Source organism: Nonomuraea sp. NPDC005730, from assembly GCF_040630865.1.
Lineage (GTDB): Bacteria > Actinomycetota > Actinomycetes > Streptosporangiales > Streptosporangiaceae > Nonomuraea.
Genome location: NZ_JBEXYK010000001.1, coordinates 322,475 through 339,914, shown reverse-complemented (window position 1 = coordinate 339,914; position 17,440 = coordinate 322,475). Strand labels below are relative to the sequence as shown.

The window sequence follows — 17,440 nt, the reverse complement described above, 5'->3', positions numbered from 1 at the left end:
GCAGCTCCTGCATGTCCTTGAAGTGCACGTAGAAGCTCGACTGCGCGATGCCGGCGGCCTTGGCGACCTTGCCGGTGGTCAGGCCGGTCTCCCCCTCCTCGTCGAGGATGGTCAGGGCCGCCCTGATCAGCCTGCGCCGGGTCAGGTCCTTCGCCTCGCTCCTGCTGAGCGGTGTGCTGGTCACGATCGCCTCACGGGACTTGTGTGTGATTTCACCGATAGTACTATCGGTGAAATCGCCGAAGGAGAGTCATGGCCATCGATTTCACTCTCGCCCCCGAGCACGAGGAGATCCGCAGGCGGGTCAGGTCCTTCGTCCAGGAGACCGTGATCCCCGCGATGTCCGGCGTGGAGGAGGGCGACCGGGACGCCTACCTTCGCACGATCTTCGAGCTGCGCCGCCTGGCCAGGGCCGAAGGGCTGTGGCTGCCGCACATGCCGAAGGAGTGGGGCGGCATGGGCCTCGGCCACGTCGAGCTGGCCATGGTGCAGTCGGAGGCGGCCAAGACCCGCATCGGCCCGTGGGTGCTCAACTGCCAGGCCCCCGACGAGGGCAACATGCACACGCTGCTCCACTGGGCGGACGACGAGCAGAAGGAGAAGTACCTGCGGCCGCTGCTGGACGGCGTCCAGATGTCGTGCTTCGCGATGACCGAGCCCGAGGTCGCCGGGTCCGACCCGACCCTGATCCGCACCGAGGCGGTCAAGGACGGCGACGAGTGGGTGATCAACGGCCACAAGTGGTTCATCTCCAACGCCCGCCGGGCGAGCTTCGCCATCCTCATCGCGCGCACCGAGAAGGACGTGCCCGAGGGCTCGCGCGGCGCGAACACGGCCTTCCTGGTGGACCTGCCCAACCCGGGCTGGAAGGACGTGCGCGAGGTCGAGACGATGCACGGCTCGACCGGCCACAGCGAGATCGTGATCGAGGACCTGCGGCTGCCCGACAGCGCGATCCTCGGCGGCCGGGGCAACGGCCACCGGCTGGGCCAGTACCGGCTGGGCCCGGCGCGGCTCGCCCACTGCATGAGGTGGATCTCGCAGGCCGAGACGGCCCTGGACATGATGGTGGACCGGGCGCTCAACCGCTACAGCCACGGCTCGCTGCTGGCCGAGAAGCAGGGCGTGCAGTGGCTGATCGCCGACTCGGCCATGGAGCTGTACCAGTGCAAGCTGATGGTGCTGCACGCCGCCTCGAAGATCGACCGGGGCGAGGACTTCCGTACGGAGGTGTCGATGGCCAAGCATTTCGTGGCGAACAGCCTCAACCGCATCGTCGACCGGGCGATCCAGGTGCACGGCGCGCTCGGCTACTCCACCGACACGCCGCTGGCGAGCATGTTCCAGCACGCCCGCTGGGCCCGCTTCGCCGACGGCGCCGACGAGATCCACCAGATGCGCATCGCCGAGCGCACGATCGCGGCCTACCAGGCGACCGGTTCGACGAGCGCGGCGACCGGCGGCCTGCCGCTATAGCGCAAGATATCCCCGCATGACAGGCTGCCAGCGGTTGGCCGGGACGCCCCGGAGCGCGGCCACCGCCAGGCAGTACTTGCTCACGCTGACCGGCCGCACCCCCAGCCCGCGCAGCACCCGGTCCACCAGCGCCCGCCCGTCGGCCGACTTCGACTCCAGCAGCACCCGGTCGCGGCGGGCCGGCACCCGGTGGCCGCCGTCGTGGCAGAGCAGGCCGGTGTCGCAGGTCAGCCGGGACTGCCCGGCCCGGTCGACGAGCGTGACCCGCCGGTAGTCGGTGGACAGCACGGGCCCGAGCGCGTCGGGCACGACGACGCTCAGCTCGCTGCTCAGCGTGTCGCCGACGAACTCCATGGCCTCGGTGGTCAGCTCGCCGGCCGGCGCGGCGTCGTACGGGATGCGGTGTTTGTCGGTGTTGCCGCGGGCGCCGTTCAGCTTCAGCTCCAGCCACCGGCCGCCCCCGTCCAGGTACGTACGGGTGCGCAGCTTGAAGCGGCGCCGCCGGTCCTGCCGGTGCTGGCGGAAGGTCAGCAGGTCGGGCGTGTCGAAGTAGGTCGAGGTGTAGCGGAACTGGCGCAACGCCCCGATCCGCAACACCGAGAGCCGGTCGCCCAGCTCGGCCACGAGCTCGGCCATGGCCGGGACGCCGACCACGTACTTGTGGTCCACCCGGCTCATCAGCTGCGGCACGTCGTCCAGCCCGACCGGCGGCAGCCCGGCCGCGACGCCGGCCATCAGCGCGCCGGCGTCCCTCATCGGGCCACCTCGGCGATCTGGAAGCGCACGTCCACCACGGTCACGTCGCGCACGTAGTCCACCTGGGTGACGACGCAGTGCAGGACGCGGCCCCGCAACCGGCTCTCCAGGTCGGCCCTGAGCAGCTCGGGGTCGGCGTGCACGACGTCCAGCGTCACGACCTGCTGCCTGGTGCGGCCCAGCAGGCGGGGGTGGTCGGCGACATGCACGACGGCCAGCAGCACGCCGTCCAGGAGCAGCGCGGTCAGCGGGAGCTGGGAGGCGATGCCGTTCACCAGCCCGAGGACGATCGCCACGAAGTAGTAGGCGATCTCCTGCTGGGTGATCTCGCTGGACCGCAGCCGGATGATCGACAACACCCCGAACAGCCCGAACCCGACCGCCAGGTCCACCCGCTGGACCAGCAGCAGGGAGACCACCGCGAAGATGCCCACGTTCAGCGCCACGTAGGCGAACAGCAGGTCGCGCCGGTGGTGTCGCCGGTAGTACAGGCCGTAGGCGAGGACGGTGATCGCCGCCAGGTCCATCGCCAGTCCGGCCGTCACGGTGTCTTGCCCCTCGTTGTCATGTCCACCAGCCTGCGGCGCGCCGGTGAGGGAGCCGTGAGGCGCCCATTAGGCGGCTCTCATCCGGTAGCCCGTGCCGCGCACGGTCTCGATGCGGTCGGGGCCGATCTTCCTGCGCAGGTAGCGGACGTAGACGTCCACGACGTTCGAGCCGGGGTCGAAGTCGAAGCCCCAGACGTGGCTGAGCAGCTGCTCGCGGGTCAGCACCTGGTCGGGATGCCGGCAGAAGATCTCCGCCAGCGCGAACTCCCTGGTGGACAGGTCCACCACGCGGTCGCCGACGTGCGCCCGCCGGGTCCGCAGGTCGAGCGCCAGGTCACCGACGCGCAGCACGGTCGGCTCGGGCGTGCGGTCGGCCCGCAGCCGCAGCCTGACCCGGGCGAGCAGCTCCTCGAAGGCGAAGGGCTTGGCGATGTAGTCGTCGGCGCCCCCTTCGAGCCCGGCGACCGTGTCGGTCACGCCGCCCCGGGCGGTCAGGATGATCACCGGGATGGCCACCTTCGACTCCCGCAGCCGCCGCAGCACGGTGAACCCGTCGCTGAGCGGCAGCCCGATGTCGAGCAGCAGCAGGTCGAACCCGCCCGAACCGGCCAGGTCGTAGGCCGCGACGCCGTCCGCGACCACGGCCGTGACGAAGCCGTTCCCGCGCAGGCCCTTCTCCAGGAAGGCCGCGATCCTGCTCTCGTCCTCGGCGATCAGGATCCGGTTCATGCCCTGGCCAGCGGCAACGTCATCACGAAACAAGCGCCCCCCGCCGGGACGTCCGCCACTCTCACACCGCCTCCGTGCGCCTCGGCGATCGACCTGACGATCGCCAGCCCCAGTCCTGCCCCGTCGTGCCCGCCCGTACGTCCCGCGCCCCTGACGAACCGGCGGAAGATGCGCTCCCGGTCGGCGGGCGCGACGCCCGGCCCGCTGTCGCGCACCCACAGCTCGGCCCGCCCGTCCCGCACGGCCGACCCGACCGCGATGAGATCGTCGTCCATGGTGTGCCGGACGGCGTTCACCACCAGCTGCATGAGCGCCTGCGTGAGCCGTTGCCGGTCGGCCGGGATCCGCGCCTCGGCCACCTGGTCGACCCGCCACCGCCGGTCGCCCAGCGGCCGGGCCTTGGCCACCACGCTCACCGTCAGGTCGGCCAGCTCGACCTCCTCGACCGCGAGGAAGCCGGGCTGCTCGGCCTTGGCCAGGGTGAGCAGGTCGTCCACGATCCGGTTCATGCGGCCCAGCTCGTCGGTGACCAGGGCGAGCGTCTCCGCCCGTTCGGCCGGGTCGTCCCCCATCAGCTCCAGGTGCCCGCGGATGACCGTGATGGGGGTGCGCAGCTCGTGTCCCGCGTCGTCCACGAACGTCCGCTGGACGGCGAAGGAACGTTCCAAACGATCCAGCATGTGGTTGAACGTGGCGGCCAGCGCGGCCACGTCGTCGTCGCCGGTCACCTTGAGCCTGCGGGTGAGGTCGGCCGAGTCGCTGATCTGCTCGGCCGTCTGGCTCACCAGCCGCACCGGGGCCAGCACCCGCCCCGCCACGAACCATCCCGCCGCCCCCGCCAGAGCCAGCGCGGCCAGCGCCGACAGCCCGAGCACGCCGACCGCGTCCACGATCTCGCCCCGGTGGCGGTCGTAGAAGACGGCGGCGACGAAATGGCCGGGACGGGGGTCGGCCGCCACCCTGACCGGGATGACGGCGTACCTGACCGTGCCCTCGACGCTCTCGGTGTCGCCGTAGGCGGGTCTGGTGGCCGCGGCCAGCACCTTGACCAGCTTCTCGTCGGTGTCGAGCCGGGCCGGGGGCGTGACGGCGGTGATCCGGTCGGCCCGGCCGCCCACCATGGTGAAGAAGGTCTCCCAGCGGTCGGGCGCGTTGATCGCCAGATAGCCGGTGAGCAGCTCCCGCACGTCGGAGACCGGCCGGCCGGTACGGGGATCGTGGGCGGTGGCGGCGTACCTGCGCAGCTTCTCGGCCTCGTTGGTGAACTCCAGGTTCATCCGGTCGTCGAGGCGGGCGAGCAGGACGGTCCAGGTCGCGAAGATCGAGACTGTCAGGGCCAGACCGACGACGGCGAGCATCCAGCCCACGATCCGGGCGCGGGCACTCACCCGCATCCGGCTCCCCGCTCAGTCGTCGCCATCGTCACCTTCGTCATCGTCATCGTCATCGTCATCGTCGCGGTCGTCTTCGTCGTCGTCATCGTCGTCTCCGCCGGCCCAGGCGCGATGGTGGTCTTCGTCGCCATCATCATCGCCGCCTCCGGGCTTCGGCGCGGGTGGCTTGACGGGTTCGGCCTCGGTTCCCGGCGACGCGAACGGCCGAACGTCGCCGGCCGACGTCCCCGGCGAGGTCGAGACCGTGACGGACTCCCCCAGATCGGGCCCGTCGTCGGCCGCCCGTACCCACCCGGCCGAGAGGAACCCCGCCGCCGTCAGCGCTACGAGAATGAGCATCACGCGTTTCATGAGGTAGAGCGTCCGCCGCTCGGAGGAGACCATCCTGAGGCCAGGATGAGGAAGCTCTCATCCCTTCCCATCCAGCCCGTCGTCATTAGAATCATGTTCTGATACCGGCTGGTCGGTCAGGAGGTCTTCATGAGGGTGCGGGACAAGGTGATCGTCGTGACGGGCGCGGCCGGCGGCATCGGACGCGCGATGGCCCTGCGCTTCGCCGCCGAGGGAGCAGCCGGGCTCGTGCTGGCCGACCTGGACGAGCCCGGCGCGAGGGCCGTGGCCGACGAGATCGGCGACCGAGCGGTGGCCGTACGCGCGGACGTCTCCGTCGAGTCCGAGGTGGCCGCGCTGGCCGAGCCCACCCCCTTCGGCCCCGTGGACGTGTTCTGCTCCAACGCCGGCATCATCGGCGGCTCCGGCCTCGACGCCCCCCTCCAGGAATGGACCTCCCTGTACGCGGTCAACGTCCTGGCCCACGTGCACGCCGCCCGCGCCGTCATCCCCGGCATGGTCGCCCGCGGCGGCGGCTACCTGCTGAACACCTGCTCGGCGGCCGGCCTGGTGAGCTGCCCCGGCGACGCGCCGTACGCCGTCACCAAGGCCGCGGCCATCGCCTTCGCCGAGTGGGTGGCCATCCACCACGCCGCGCAGGGCATCAAGGTCAGCGTGCTGTGCCCCCAGGGCGTGCGTACCGGGATGCTGGAACGCGGCGTCGAGGAGGACCACCTGACGGCGCGCGCCGTGGGGGCGTCGGGCGCGATCCTCGACCCCGCCGACGTGGCGACCGCCGTGATCGACGGCCTGGCCGCCGAACGTTTCCACATCCTGCCCCACCCCGAGGTGGCCGACTTCTACCGCCGCAAGGCCGAGGCCCCGGACAGATGGCTAGCCGGAATGTCCAACTTCATCACCACCCTCCAATCCACCCCGACCGACTGACCACGAGCCGCCTCCCCCGCACCCCAGACCTCGCCCCCCGCACCCCGCACCCCGCACCCCGCACCCCGCACCCCGCACCCCGCACCCCGCACCCCGCACCCCGCACCCCGCACCCGACAAGCGCTCCCACAAGGCGCTCTCCCTCGCCGTCGCCCTTCGCGAAAGGCCCGACCTGACCATGGACCAGCAGCTCACCCGGACCGCCCGCCAAGCCTGGCGCCGCCTGGAACCCGTCCACGGGATGATCTACTTCGTCCCCGAGGCCACCACCCGGTACGCCGCCCTCGGCCTCACCGGCATGTCCGGATATTTCACCTCACGCTCCGCCCCCTTGGGCCCCGCCCCCGCCGACCTCGTCATCGCCACGTTCTACAACTTCAACCCCGACCTCGTACGCCGCTCCCTCCCCTGGGACAAGGTCACCCCCGCCCAGGTCCTGCAAGCCCGCCGCGAAGCCGCCGCCGAAGCCCTCCGCCGGGCCGCCGTCCACGAACTTCCCGACCTCGTCCCCGTACTCACCCTGGCCAGGCGCGCCGCCGAGGCCGCCTGCGACCACCCCCAGGGCCGCCCCCTGTTCGCCGCCCACGCCGCCCTCCCCTGGCCCGACGACCCCCTCCTCCAGCTCTGGCACGCCCAGACCCTCCTGCGCGAGTTCCGCGGCGACGGCCACGTGGCGACACTGCTGGCCGAGGGCATCACCGGCCTCGAAGCCCTCGTCCTGCACGCGGCCAGCGGCGAGGTCGCCAAGCCGTTCCTCACCATGAGCCGCGCCTGGCCCCCGGACCAGTGGGCCCACGCCGAGACCACCCTCCGCACCCGCGGCCTCCTGACCCCCGGCAACGACCTGACCCCCGAAGGCAAGTCCCTGCGCCACCACCTCGAAACCCGCACGGACGCCCTGGCGATGCCCGCCTACGGCGCCCTGGGCGAACCCGGCTGCGAACGCCTCGCCGACCTCGCCCGCCCCTTCGGCCGCCGGATAGTGGACGCCGGCCTCCTCAAGCTCACCTGATCACCTGCGCCCCCGTCGGCGCCCGATCTACGCTGATCCTCCCGATCCAGGATCCAAGGTCCAGGCGCCAGGAAACAGGAGGCAGCGACCCGTGCCCGACACCCCCGTCCCCGGCCTGTACGACTCGCTGCTCACCCGCAGGCTCCAGGAGCGCGCGGCCGGCTGGCGGGACGCGGATCACCTCGTCGAGATCTCCCCCGTCGACAAGGAGGAGGTCAGCCACCTGCTGGGCCGGTTCCTGGGCGAGACGGCCACCCGGGCGTTCGCCGCGCTCAAGGACCCGGAGGAGCAGGTGCGGCTGGCCAACCGGCTGCTCGGCCTGCTCGCGGACGCCGAGGTGGAGGTCGTCTCCGACGGGCCCGCCCGCCTGCTGTCCGTCGTCAGGAACGAACCCGGCGCGGCCGCCCCCGCCAGGCCGCTGACGTCGCTCTCCGAGGCGGCCCTGCTCACCAACGCCCGCGAGGACCCCAACCTGGCCCACGAGCTGGCCACCGAGCTGGCCAGCGCCGACCGGGTCGACCTGCTGTGCGCGTTCGTCAAGTGGTCGGGGCTGCGCATCCTCGAACGTCCGCTGGCCGAGCTGGGGCGGCGCGGCGTGCCGGTGCGGGTCATCACCACGACCTACATGGGCGCGACCGAACGCCGGGCGCTCGACCGGCTGGTCCGCGACTTCGGCGCCGAGGTCCGCGTCGGCTACGAGCAGAACTCGACCCGGCTGCACGCGAAGGCGTGGCTGTTGCGCCGCCGTACGGGCTTCGACACCGCGTACGTCGGCAGTTCGAACCTGTCACGCGCAGCCCTGCTGGACGGGCTGGAATGGAACGTTCGCCTGTCGTCGGTGACGACACCTCGGCTGCTGGACAAGTTCGAGGCGACCTTCGACTCCTACTGGAACCGTCCCGAGTTCGAGCCGTACGACCCCGAGACGGACGGCGGCCGGCTGGACGAGGCGCTGTCCCGGTCGCAGAGCGGTGAACGGCTCTTCGACATCCCGGCCCTGGTCCCGCACCCCTTCCCGCACCAGCGGGAGATGCTGGAGGACCTCGATGTCGAAAGGACCGTCCACGACCGGCACCGGAACCTGCTGGTGGCCGCGACCGGCACCGGCAAGACCGTCGTCGCCGCGTTCGACTACCGCAACCTGCAACGGCGTCTCGGCCGCCGGCCGGCCCTGCTGTTCGTGGCGCACCGCAGGGAGATCCTGGCCCAGGCCATGCACACCTACCGGCAGGTGCTGGCCGTCCCGGACTTCGGCGAGCTGCACGTCGGCGACGAACGTTCCCGGCAGTGGCGGCACGTCTTCGCCTCGGTGCAGTCCCTCAGCAGGATCATCGACACCTTCGCCCCCGACCATTTCGACGTGGTCGTCATCGACGAGTTCCATCATGCGGCCGCCCGCACGTACCGCCAGATCATCGGCCGGCTCCGGCCCAAGGAGCTCCTGGGCCTGACCGCCACCCCCGAACGCGCGGACGGCACCTGGGTGCAGGACGAGTTCTTCGACGGGCGCATCGCCTCGGAGCTGCGCCTGTGGGACGCCCTCGACGCCGACCTGCTCTGCCCGTTCCACTATTTCGGCATCAACGACGAGACCGACCTCAGCACGGTGAAGTGGTCGCGCGGCTCCTACGACCTCGCGACGCTGGACAACGTCCTCACCGGCGACACCGCGCGGGCGCGGCTGGTGTTCAACGCGCTCCTGGACAAGGTCAGCGACCCGGCGGCGGTGCGTGGGCTCGGATTCTGCGTCTCGGTGGGACACGCGCGCTTCATGGCCGACTTCTTCACCAGGGCGGGGCTGCCCTCGCGGGCGGTGGACAGCGGCACCGACGACCGGTCGCGCAAGGACGCGCTGAAGGCCCTGCGCGAGGGGAAGGTCACCTTCCTGTTCGCCGTGGACCTGTTCAACGAGGGCCTCGACGTTCCGGACGTCAACACCCTGCTCCTGCTGCGTCCGACCGAGAGCGCCACCGTCTTCCTGCAGCAGCTCGGCCGCGGCCTGCGCCGCACGCCCGACAAGGACGTGCTGACCGTCCTCGACTTCGTCGGCCGGCACCGCAAGGAGTACCGCTTCGGCAACCGGTTCCAGGCGCTCACCGGCTTCGTCCGAGGGCGGCTGGAGACGCAGGTCAGGAACGACTTCCCGCTCCTGCCGTCGGGCTCGCAGATCGTCCTGGACCGGGTCACCAAAGACCGCCTGCTCGACGAGCTGCGGATCCATCTGAGCGCGACGGTCACCATGGTCACGCAGGAGATCCGGTCGCTCGCCGAGACGTCGCTGGTGAAGTACCTGGAGGCGAGCGGCCGCGACATCGACGACCTGTACCGCAACCGCCGCTACTGGACCGACCTGCTGCGCCGGTCCGGCCTGGTCACCGCCCCCGCCTCCGCGCTGGAGAACGCGCTGGGCCGCCGGATCCGCGCCCTGCTCCACGTCGACGACCGCCCGCGGGCCGCCGCGTACGCCGACCTGCTGCGTCCCGACGGGCCCCGGCACGACGACTGCCCGCCGATCACACAGGCGTTCGCCCGCATGTTGTTCTTCTCCTTCTGGCGGGACGGCGGCGGCTTCGCCTCCTACGACGAGGGCCTGGACCGGTTGCGCGCCGAGCCGGACCTGTGCGCGGAGATCCTGGAGGTCCTCGCCTACGGCGTGGAGCGCCCGCGCCATGTGACCAAGCCCCTTCCCGCGACGCTCGCCGGCGTGCCGCTGGTTGTCAACGGCCACTACTCGGCCGACGAGGTCCTGGCCGCTCTGGGCTGGGCGAGCCTCGGCGGTTCGGTACCCGCCACCATGCGGGAGGGCGTGGCGTGGTGCCCGGCCACCCACTGCGACGCCCTCTTCGTCACCCTGCGCAAGAACGAGAAGGAGTTCTCCCCGCAGACCATGTACCGGGACTACGCCCTGACCCCGGCGCTCTTCCACTGGGAGTCCCAGAACCGGACCGGTGCGGGGTCGGCCACCGGCCTGCGCTACCAGAGGCATGAGCACACCGGCAGCCACGTCCTGCTGTTCACCAGGGAACGCACGGAGAACGACCGTCGTCATCCCGAGCCGTACGTCTTCCACGGCACCGCCCGCTACGTCGAGCACAAGGGCGAACGCCCGATGGCCGTCACCTGGAGGCTGGACGAGGAGATGCCCGCGGACCTGTTCCGGCGCGCGGCCATCGCCGGCTGACCGCCGTAGCCCGTCGGAAAGGGGTGATCTGGGCAGAGCATGACGTTACCGATACCCCGTCAGGGGAAGATCGCCGGACATGTCGGAGACACCACCACCCCAGAGCCAGCCGTACCCGGGCCGTACGAGCGACATGTCGCCCGAGCCGCGCGACGAGATGCGCGGCTACGAGGGCAGGGGCCTGCTGGCGGGCAAGAAGGCGCTGATCACCGGCGGTGACTCGGGCATCGGCCGGGCGGTGGCGGTGGCCTTCGCCAAGGAGGGCGCCGACGTCGCCATCGCCTACCTCGACGAGCACGACGACGCCAACCACACCCGCGGCCTGGTCGAGCAGGAGGGACGGCACTGCGTGCTGCTGCCCGGCGACCTGGGCGACCGCGACCACTGCGCGACGGTCGTGGAGCAGGCCGTCTCCGAGCTGGGCGGCCTGGACGTCCTGGTCAACAACGTGGCCTACCAGGCGCCGGTCGACTCCCTGGAGGAGCTGACGGACGAGCAGTGGGAGCACACGTTCGCGGTCAACATCCACAGCTACTACCGCGTCACCAAGGCCGCGCTGCCGCACCTGCGGGAGGGCAGCGCGATCGTGAACACCTCCTCGATCAACGGCCTGCGCGGCAACAAGACCCTCATCGACTACGCCGCGACGAAGGGCGCGATCAACGCCTTCACCTACTCGATGGCCAAGAACCTGGTCGAGCGCGGCATCAGGATCAACGCCGTCGCCCCCGGCCCGGTCTGGACGCCGCTGATCCCGGCCACGATGCCGGAGGAGAAGGTGGCGAAGTTCGGCGCGCAGGTGCCCATGAAGCGGGCCGCCGACCCCGACGAGATCGCCCCTTCGTACGTGTTCTTCGCCGCCGACCGGCTGTCCTCGTACTACACGGGCGAGGTGCTGGCCCCGATCGGCGGCGAGACGCTCCCGGGCTGACCGCGCAGGTCAGAGGTAGATCGAGCCGCCCTTCCCGAGGAACTCGGCCGCCTTGTCGGCCATGCCCGCCCGCACCTCGTGGCTGAGCTTCATCGAGCAGAACTTCGGGCCGCACATCGAGCAGAAGTGCGCGGTCTTGGCGGGCGCGGCCGGCAGGGTCTCGTCGTGGAAGGCGCGGGCGGTGTCCGGGTCGAGCGACAGGTCGAACTGGTCCTCCCAGCGGAACTCGAACCGGGCGTCCGACAGGGCGTCGTCCCACGCCTGGGCCTGCGGGTGCCCCTTGGCCAGGTCCGCCGCGTGCGCCGCGATCTTGTACGTGATCACGCCGGTCTTGACGTCGTCGCGGTTGGGCAGGCCGAGGTGCTCCTTGGGGGTGACGTAGCAGAGCATGGCGGTGCCGTACCAGGCGATCATGGCGGCGCCGATGCCCGAGGTGATGTGGTCGTAGCCGGGGGCGATGTCGGTGACGAGCGGGCCGAGGGTGTAGAAGGGCACGTCGTCGCAGAGCTCGCGCTGCAGGTCGACGTTCTCCTTGATCTTGTGCATGGGCACGTGGCCGGGCCCCTCGATCATCACCTGCACGTCGTGCGCGTGCGCGACCTTGGTCAGCTCGCCCAGCGTGCGCAGCTCGGCGAACTGGGCCTCGTCGTTGGCGTCCGCGATCGACCCGGGGCGCAGCCCGTCGCCCAGCGAGAACGTCACGTCGTAGCGGGCCAGCAGGGCGCACATCTCGTCGAAGTGCTCGTACAGGAAGCTCTCGCGATGGTGGGCCAGGCACCAGGCGGCCATGATCGAGCCCCCGCGCGAGACGATCCCGGTCTTGCGGCGGGCGGTCAGCGGCACGTGCGCCAGCCGCACGCCCGCGTGCACCGTCACGTAGTCGACGCCCTGCTCGCACTGCTCGATCAGGGTGTCGCGGTAGACCTCCCACGACAGCGACTCGGGACGCCCGCCCACCTTCTCCAGCGCCTGGTAGATGGGCACGGTCCCGACCGGGACGGGCGAGCTGCGGATGATCTGCTCGCGGGTCTCGTGGATGTTCGGCCCGGTGGACAGGTCCATGACGGTGTCGGCGCCCCACCGGGTGGCCCAGGTCATCTTCTCGACCTCCTCCTCGATCGAGGAGGTGACGGCGGAGTTGCCGATGTTGGCGTTGATCTTGACCAGGAAGTTCCGGCCGATCGCCATCGGCTCGGACTCGGGATGGTTGACGTTGGCGGGGATGACCGCCCGGCCGGCCGCGACCTCCTGCCGGACGAACTCGGGGGTCATACCCTCCCGGACGGCCACGAACTCCATCTCCTTGGTCACCACACCGCGCCGCGCCGCGCCGAGCTGGGTGACCGGCGACCCCCACGCCGAGCGGTCGGTACGCGAGGGCCCCGAGGTGTCGTAGAGCCGCACCGAGGTGCCGTTCGACAGCCTGACCTCGCGCATCGGCACCTGGAGGTCACCGATGTGGATCTTGGAAAAGCGCGCGTCGTTCATCGCGCAAACTCCCTTCGCCGGCATTATCCGGAGCAGGTTCTGGCGGTCGGCGGCTGACAGCCGTCCTCTCAGCCCGGTCCGCACCGGGCTCCCGCGTTGGTCACCGCGATCATAACCCCGCGCGTGGCAGGATCAAGGGGATGTCTGATCCCATTGCGCACACGACCGCCACCTACGACCGCATCGCGCGCCAGTTCGACGAGCAGTTCTCCGATCCGCCTCCCCCGTTCGCGGCCTTCCGCGACCGGTTCGCCTCGGCCCTGCCCGCCGGAGCCACGGTCGCCGACCTGGGATGCGGCCCGGGGCGCGAGTCGGCCTGGTTCGCCGGGCGCGGCCTGACCACCGTGGGCGTGGACCTGTCGATCGAGATGGCCAGGCTCGCCGCCGGGCGCGGCGTGCCTGCCGTTCTGGGCGATCTGCGGCGGCCGCCGCTGTCGCCGGCCTCCCTGGACGGCATCTGGTCGGCCGCGGCTCTCGTGCACGTGCCGTCCGAGCAGACCGAGCCGACGCTGCGCGCCTGGCACGAGTCGAACGTCACCCACCGCACGTGGTTCAGCGTGCTGGCGACAGCGCGCAGCTCTCCCCTGCCCTAGTCTCCAGGTCGCGCGCGAATCCGGGGCCGCGCAGCCGGGCGGTCCCGCCGCGCGCCGACGCCAGCCTGACCTCGACCGGCACGCCGTCCGCCCAGGTCACCCCGACGGTGAAGCCGCCGCGGGCGCGCAGCCCGTCGAACGAGCCCGCGCGCCAGGCGGCCGGCAGCGCGGGCAGCAGCTCGATGACGCCGGCGTGGCTCTGGAGCAGCATCTCGGCCACCCCGGCGGTCGCGCCGAGGTTCCCGTCGATCTGGAACGGCGGATGCGTGTCCCACAGGTTGGGCAGCGTGCTGGACCGCAGTTGCCCGCTCAGCATGCTCAGGGCGCGGTCGCCGTCCTTGAGCCGGGCCCAGAAGCTGACCTTCCAGGCCATGCTCCAGCCCGTGCCGCCGTCGCCGCGGGCTTCGAGGGTGGTGCGCGCCGCGGCCAGGTGCTCGGGAGCGGTGAGCTGCGTCCCGGGGTGCAGGGCGTAGAGCTGGGAGACGTGCCGGTGCCGGTCGGACGGGTCGTCGAGATCGGCCTTCCACTCCTGGAGCTGCCCCCAGGACCCGACCCGCAGCCCGGGATCGAGCCGGTCGGCCGCCGCGCGCAGCCGTCCGGCGAACTCGGCGTCCACGCCGAGCGTCCGCGCGGCCTCGGCCGTGCAGGCGAACAGGTCCCGGACGATCTGCTGCGGCATGGCCGCGCCCGCGGTGAAGTCGCCGTGCTCGGGCGAGTACGCGGGCGAGACGACGAGGCTGCCGTCACGCGCGTCGGGACACAGGTTGGCCAGCCAGAACTCGGCGGCCTCGCGCATCGCCGGGTAGGCGTGCCCGCGCAGGTAGCGCTCGTCGCCGTCGAACAGGTAGCGCTCGTAGAGCTGGCGCACCAGCCAGCCGGCGGCGTCCGGCATCCAGAACGACGTGGGCCAGTCGTGCACCCCCGTGAACCCGAACGGGTTGGTGTTGGAGTGCACCACCCAGCCCGCGGAGCCGAACATCGACCGCGCGGTCTCGCGACCGGGCGCGCGCAGCCCCGCCACGAACTCCTGGTACGGCACCGCCGTCTCGGCCAGGTTCGCCGGCTCGGCGGGCCAGTAGTTCATCTGCAGGTTGATGTTGGTGTGGTAGTCGGACTCCCACGGCGGGGAGTTGGACGCGTTCCACACCCCCTGGAGGTTGGCCGGCAGCGAGCCTGGGCGGGAGCAGGCGATCAGCAGGTACCGGCCGTACTGGAAGTACAGCGTCTCCAGGGCCCTGTCGGACGGGGTGCCGGCGCCTTCGTAGGCGGCCAGCACGCGGTCGGTCGGCAGGTCGGGCATGCGCCGGCCGAGGTCGAGGCGTACCCGGCCGAACAGCGCCCGGTGGTCGGCCTCGTGCTCGGCCCGCAGCTCCGCGTACGGCCGGCGCGCCGCCGCGTCCACCACCGCCGTGACCCGCGCCGCCGGGTCGGGGCCGCGGTAGCCGGGGTGGACGGGCGCGTAGTCGGTGGTCGCCGAGAAGACGAACACCGCGCTGTCGGCGCCCGTCACCACGACGCGGTCGCCGTCGTCCGTGCGGGTGCCGCCCTCGGTCAGCACCTGGACCTGGCCCTCGTACACCAGGCCGTTGTCGGCCAGCACGCCCCGGACGCGCAGCCGTCCGGCGTCGGCGGTCACTTCCTCCCCGCCGTCATGCGCGGTGCCGAAGCGCAACGTGAACCCCACCCGTCCCGGGCGTCCCGCCGCCAGCCTGCCGACGATGACGTGCGCCGGGTACGAGGCGAAATATTCCCTGGTGAGCACCACGCCGTCGGCGTCCTCGTACGTCACGGCGGCCACCGCGGCCTCCAGGTCGAGCGTGCGCCGGTAGCCGCCGGAGAAACCGCCGGTCACGTCGAGCAGCAACTCGCCGAAGTTCTGGTACGCCCCGAAGCCGGGAATGTGCCCCACCGTGCTGTAGGCCGGGTTCCCCAGGATCTCGGCCACCTCCTCCGGCGCCATCGAACCCCGCTCGTCGATGACCCGCCGCACCGCGTCCAGAGCACCGGGACGGTCCGTCGGCCAGTTGCCGGATCCGCAGGGCTCCGCGCTGCCCGGACCGCCGGTCCACAACGACTTCTCGTTGAGCTGGACGCGCTCGGTCGCAAGCGTCCCGAACACGCAGGCGCCGAGCGCTCCGTTGCCGATCGGAAGGACGTGTCCTTCCCAGCTGGGGGCGGGCTCGTCGTACCGGAGCGTCAGCATGGCGATCAGCCTAAGGTTTGGCGATCGCCCCTGGCGGTACGGACTCCCTCAGGGGAACTATGATGAAGATCGCCGCTGTGGCCGCGATCGTGGCTCTCACCACGATCGGACCGGCTGCCGCCTCTGGGGACGGCATCGAGCAGCAGGAAGTGAGCAAGCAGCAATACCGGACGCTGACCGCCCAGTGCCGCTACGCCGACACACAGGCCCTGCGCCAGAAGTGCAGGCAGGCGGTCAAGGACAACTACCGAATCGGCCGGCGCAACCGTTCGCTCGACTGCCGGACGTACTCCGGCGTGACGGTCTGCGGCGAACTGCTCCTCAGCAAGACCGAGCGCGCGTGCATCGACGAGTCCACCAGACAGGGCTTGGCCTATCGCCGCGCCGAAGTGGAATGTTACGTGGCCTGACCATGATCGTCGCAGGTGTCGACGGCTCGCCGACCGGACTGCTGTCCGTCGACTGGGCCGCCAAGGAGGCAGTGCTGCGCGGGGTGTCGCTGACCGTGGCCCACGTGGTGCCCGACTGGGTCTGCCATCCGATCTCCGGCCGGTACGCGGAGGTGGGAAAGTGGATGCGCGACGGCGCCAAGGAGGTGCTCGCGGCCGCCGAACGGCGGGCCCGCGAAGAGGGCGCCGAGGTGACCACGGAACTCGTGCCCGGCGATCCCCGCGCCGCGCTGATCAGGACCGCCGAGCAGGCCGACCTGCTCGTCGTCGGCAGTCGTGGCCTGGGCGGCGTACGCGGGCTGCTGCTCGGCTCGGTCGCCCACGGGGTGGCCGCGCACGCCCAGACGGACGTCGTCCTGGTCCGCGACCCGCCCGCCGTTCCGCGCGGTGAGCTGGTGGTCGGCGTCGACCGTTCCGAGGGCAGCCTCCGCGCGCTGAAGTTCGCCTTCGCCGAGGCCGAGCTGCGCGGCGCCAGGCTGCGCGCGGTGGAGGCCTTCGCCTGGCCGCGTCCCTCGGGCTTCGAACCCGCCGATCCGGAGGCCGAACGCGAGACCCGCGAGGCCCTGCGGACCTTCCTCGCCATACCCCGGCAATGCCATCCCGGCGTGGAGGTGATCGAGGACGTCGTGCACGGCCATCCCGTCGAGGTGCTGCGCGAGGTGGCGGCCGGCGCCGACCTGCTGGTCGTCGGCAGCCGGGGCCACGGCACGCTGAAGGGCATGCTCATCGGCTCGGTCAGCCAGGCCATGCTGCACCACGCACCCGGCCCGCTCGCGATCGTGAAGGCTACATCCGTTTAGGGTACGTTCCCGCGGGTCACCGCCGTCCGCCACTCCCCCGGCCCGCTCCCGCCCTTCTGGACCGCCACCCACCGCCCGCCGGTGGCTAACCGGCGGCCGGCACCGCCGCCGCCACGATGCCGGCCACGCGGGGCGCGGCCAGCCGTACGTAGTCGTCGGTGGCGAGCGCCAGGGAGCGGTCGAGGCGCGCGGCGTTGAAGTAGATCTCCGGCAGCTCCAGCAGCGAAGGATCGACCACCAGCTCAAGGCGGGGGTCATGGCTGAACGGCAACACCGTCCCACTGACGCTGCCCGCCAGCTCCTCCGCCCGGTCCTTGTCGGCGAAGGCCACGTACGTGCCCTCCAGCAGCCCCTTGACCGCCTGCAGATCCAGCCGCGCGTCGCCCGGCACGACGGCCAGCACGTGCCGCGTGCGCTTCTTGCCGATCTTGACCATCACGATCAGGCACTTGGCCGCCTGCTCGACGCCGTGCCCGCGCAGGGCGCTCACCTGCTCGGTACGCCCCTCCGCCGGATGGTCGATCACCCGGTATCGCGCCCCGCCCGCATCGAGATCGGCGATCAGCCGTTCATAGGCGTCCGGCCGCCGGTCGCCCTCGGAC

General features: G+C 71.5%; 16 protein-coding genes, 1 pseudogene and 1 riboswitch. Of the genes and pseudogenes, 8 read left to right on the top strand and 9 right to left on the bottom strand.

Going from position 1 to position 17,440, the window contains the following annotated elements; all coding sequences use genetic code 11:
- Positions 1-7: 7 nt before the first annotated feature.
- Positions 8-184 (bottom strand): annotated as a pseudogene (locus ABZ444_RS01560) (TetR family transcriptional regulator); the annotation flags it as partial.
- Positions 185-252: 68 nt separating this feature from the next.
- Here ABZ444_RS01560 and ABZ444_RS01555 point away from each other — a divergent pair.
- On the top strand, positions 253-1,476 hold the full coding sequence (locus tag ABZ444_RS01555; protein WP_357991108.1) for an acyl-CoA dehydrogenase family protein: 1,224 nt from the start codon (positions 253-255) through the stop codon (positions 1,474-1,476).
- Here the strand turns inward: ABZ444_RS01555 and ABZ444_RS01550 are convergent.
- The 5 genes from ABZ444_RS01550 to ABZ444_RS01530 form a co-directional block, all read right to left on the bottom strand.
- The gene (locus ABZ444_RS01550) at positions 1,471-2,232 is read right to left on the bottom strand and encodes a polyphosphate polymerase domain-containing protein (protein ID WP_357991106.1); all 762 of its coding nucleotides are present in this window, start codon (positions 2,230-2,232) and stop codon (positions 1,471-1,473) included. The genes ABZ444_RS01555 and ABZ444_RS01550 overlap by 6 nt on opposite strands.
- Positions 2,229-2,759 (bottom strand): DUF4956 domain-containing protein, encoded by a 531-nt coding sequence (locus ABZ444_RS01545; RefSeq protein ID WP_357991601.1) that lies wholly within the window; start codon positions 2,757-2,759, stop codon positions 2,229-2,231. Before ABZ444_RS01545 ends, ABZ444_RS01550 begins: the two co-directional genes overlap by 4 nt.
- A gap of 87 nt (positions 2,760-2,846) precedes the next feature.
- Complete coding sequence (locus ABZ444_RS01540) at positions 2,847-3,509, bottom strand: response regulator transcription factor (protein WP_357991103.1); 663 nt, start codon at positions 3,507-3,509, stop codon at positions 2,847-2,849.
- Positions 3,506-4,903: a HAMP domain-containing sensor histidine kinase gene (locus ABZ444_RS01535; RefSeq protein WP_357991100.1), complete on the bottom strand. Its 1,398-nt coding sequence runs from the start codon at positions 4,901-4,903 to the stop codon at positions 3,506-3,508. The genes ABZ444_RS01540 and ABZ444_RS01535 overlap by 4 nt, the downstream gene beginning before the upstream one ends.
- Before the next feature lie 12 nt (positions 4,904-4,915).
- Positions 4,916-5,254: a hypothetical protein gene (locus ABZ444_RS01530; RefSeq protein WP_357991097.1), complete on the bottom strand. Its 339-nt coding sequence runs from the start codon at positions 5,252-5,254 to the stop codon at positions 4,916-4,918.
- Positions 5,255-5,383: 129 nt separating this feature from the next.
- Here ABZ444_RS01530 and ABZ444_RS01525 point away from each other — a divergent pair, with 129 nt between their 5' ends.
- From ABZ444_RS01525 to ABZ444_RS01510, 4 genes are all read left to right on the top strand, one after another.
- Positions 5,384-6,181: an SDR family oxidoreductase gene (locus ABZ444_RS01525; RefSeq protein WP_357991094.1), complete on the top strand. Its 798-nt coding sequence runs from the start codon at positions 5,384-5,386 to the stop codon at positions 6,179-6,181.
- Positions 6,182-6,359: 178 nt separating this feature from the next.
- Positions 6,360-7,193 carry a hypothetical protein gene (locus ABZ444_RS01520; protein ID WP_357991091.1) on the top strand — a complete coding sequence of 278 codons (834 nt, stop codon included), beginning with the start codon at positions 6,360-6,362 and terminating at the stop codon, positions 7,191-7,193.
- A 91-nt stretch (positions 7,194-7,284) separates the two neighbouring features.
- Entirely contained in the window at positions 7,285-10,374 is a 3,090-nt protein-coding gene (locus tag ABZ444_RS01515) for a DUF3427 domain-containing protein (RefSeq protein WP_357991088.1), read from the top strand.
- 79 nt (positions 10,375-10,453) lie between these two features.
- Positions 10,454-11,305, top strand: coding sequence for an SDR family oxidoreductase (locus ABZ444_RS01510; protein WP_357991085.1), 852 nt, complete (start codon positions 10,454-10,456; stop codon positions 11,303-11,305).
- Between the two features lie 9 nt (positions 11,306-11,314).
- On the opposite strand, the gene thiC is transcribed toward ABZ444_RS01510, so the two are convergent.
- Entirely contained in the window at positions 11,315-12,793 is a 1,479-nt protein-coding gene (thiC, locus tag ABZ444_RS01505; RefSeq protein WP_357991082.1) for a phosphomethylpyrimidine synthase ThiC, read from the bottom strand.
- A riboswitch (TPP riboswitch) is annotated at positions 12,786-12,898 on the bottom strand. Its footprint overlaps the gene before it by 8 nt.
- A gap of 35 nt (positions 12,899-12,933) precedes the next feature.
- Between thiC and ABZ444_RS01500 the strand changes: the two genes are divergently transcribed.
- Positions 12,934-13,386 (top strand): class I SAM-dependent methyltransferase, encoded by a 453-nt coding sequence (locus tag ABZ444_RS01500; protein ID WP_357991079.1) that lies wholly within the window; start codon positions 12,934-12,936, stop codon positions 13,384-13,386.
- Here ABZ444_RS01500 and ABZ444_RS01495 read toward each other — a convergent pair.
- Positions 13,346-15,589 carry a glycoside hydrolase family 95 protein gene (locus ABZ444_RS01495; protein ID WP_357991076.1) on the bottom strand — a complete coding sequence of 748 codons (2,244 nt, stop codon included), beginning with the start codon at positions 15,587-15,589 and terminating at the stop codon, positions 13,346-13,348. The two genes, ABZ444_RS01500 and ABZ444_RS01495, sit on opposite strands and share 41 nt — an antisense overlap.
- A gap of 59 nt (positions 15,590-15,648) precedes the next feature.
- Here ABZ444_RS01495 and ABZ444_RS01490 point away from each other — a divergent pair, with 59 nt between their 5' ends.
- Both ABZ444_RS01490 and ABZ444_RS01485 read left to right on the top strand, forming a co-directional pair.
- A complete protein-coding gene (locus ABZ444_RS01490) occupies positions 15,649-15,999 on the top strand; it encodes a hypothetical protein (protein ID WP_357970848.1) in 351 nt (116 codons plus the stop codon).
- 2 nt (positions 16,000-16,001) lie between these two features.
- Positions 16,002-16,838, top strand: a complete 837-nt coding sequence (locus ABZ444_RS01485) for a universal stress protein (protein ID WP_357991074.1) — start codon at positions 16,002-16,004, stop codon at positions 16,836-16,838.
- Between the two features lie 85 nt (positions 16,839-16,923).
- Here ABZ444_RS01485 and ABZ444_RS01480 read toward each other — a convergent pair.
- The coding region (locus tag ABZ444_RS01480; protein WP_357991071.1) for a YbaK/prolyl-tRNA synthetase associated domain-containing protein at positions 16,924-17,440 on the bottom strand (517 nt) is incomplete at its 5' end.

What these genes read in the sequence shown, in the direction of transcription:
- ABZ444_RS01550 (WP_357991106.1), bottom strand. Translation starts at nt 2,232, where the DNA reads ATGAGGGACGCCGGCGCGCTGATGGCCGGCGTCGCGGCCGGGCTGCCG.
- ABZ444_RS01540 (WP_357991103.1), bottom strand. Translation starts at nt 3,509, where the DNA reads ATGAACCGGATCCTGATCGCCGAGGACGAGAGCAGGATCGCGGCCTTC.
- ABZ444_RS01525 (WP_357991094.1), top strand. Translation starts at nt 5,384, where the DNA reads ATGAGGGTGCGGGACAAGGTGATCGTCGTGACGGGCGCGGCCGGCGGC.
- ABZ444_RS01520 (WP_357991091.1), top strand. Translation starts at nt 6,360, where the DNA reads ATGGACCAGCAGCTCACCCGGACCGCCCGCCAAGCCTGGCGCCGCCTG.
- ABZ444_RS01485 (WP_357991074.1), top strand. Translation starts at nt 16,002, where the DNA reads ATGATCGTCGCAGGTGTCGACGGCTCGCCGACCGGACTGCTGTCCGTC.
- ABZ444_RS01530 (WP_357991097.1), bottom strand. Translation starts at nt 5,254, where the DNA reads ATGAAACGCGTGATGCTCATTCTCGTAGCGCTGACGGCGGCGGGGTTC.
- ABZ444_RS01495 (WP_357991076.1), bottom strand. Translation starts at nt 15,589, where the DNA reads ATGCTGACGCTCCGGTACGACGAGCCCGCCCCCAGCTGGGAAGGACAC.
- ABZ444_RS01510 (WP_357991085.1), top strand. Translation starts at nt 10,454, where the DNA reads ATGTCGGAGACACCACCACCCCAGAGCCAGCCGTACCCGGGCCGTACG.
- ABZ444_RS01555 (WP_357991108.1), top strand. Translation starts at nt 253, where the DNA reads ATGGCCATCGATTTCACTCTCGCCCCCGAGCACGAGGAGATCCGCAGG.
- ABZ444_RS01500 (WP_357991079.1), top strand. Translation starts at nt 12,934, where the DNA reads ATGTCTGATCCCATTGCGCACACGACCGCCACCTACGACCGCATCGCG.
- ABZ444_RS01535 (WP_357991100.1), bottom strand. Translation starts at nt 4,903, where the DNA reads ATGCGGGTGAGTGCCCGCGCCCGGATCGTGGGCTGGATGCTCGCCGTC.
- ABZ444_RS01490 (WP_357970848.1), top strand. Translation starts at nt 15,649, where the DNA reads ATGATGAAGATCGCCGCTGTGGCCGCGATCGTGGCTCTCACCACGATC.
- ABZ444_RS01545 (WP_357991601.1), bottom strand. Translation starts at nt 2,759, where the DNA reads ATGGACCTGGCGGCGATCACCGTCCTCGCCTACGGCCTGTACTACCGG.
- thiC (WP_357991082.1), bottom strand. Translation starts at nt 12,793, where the DNA reads ATGAACGACGCGCGCTTTTCCAAGATCCACATCGGTGACCTCCAGGTG.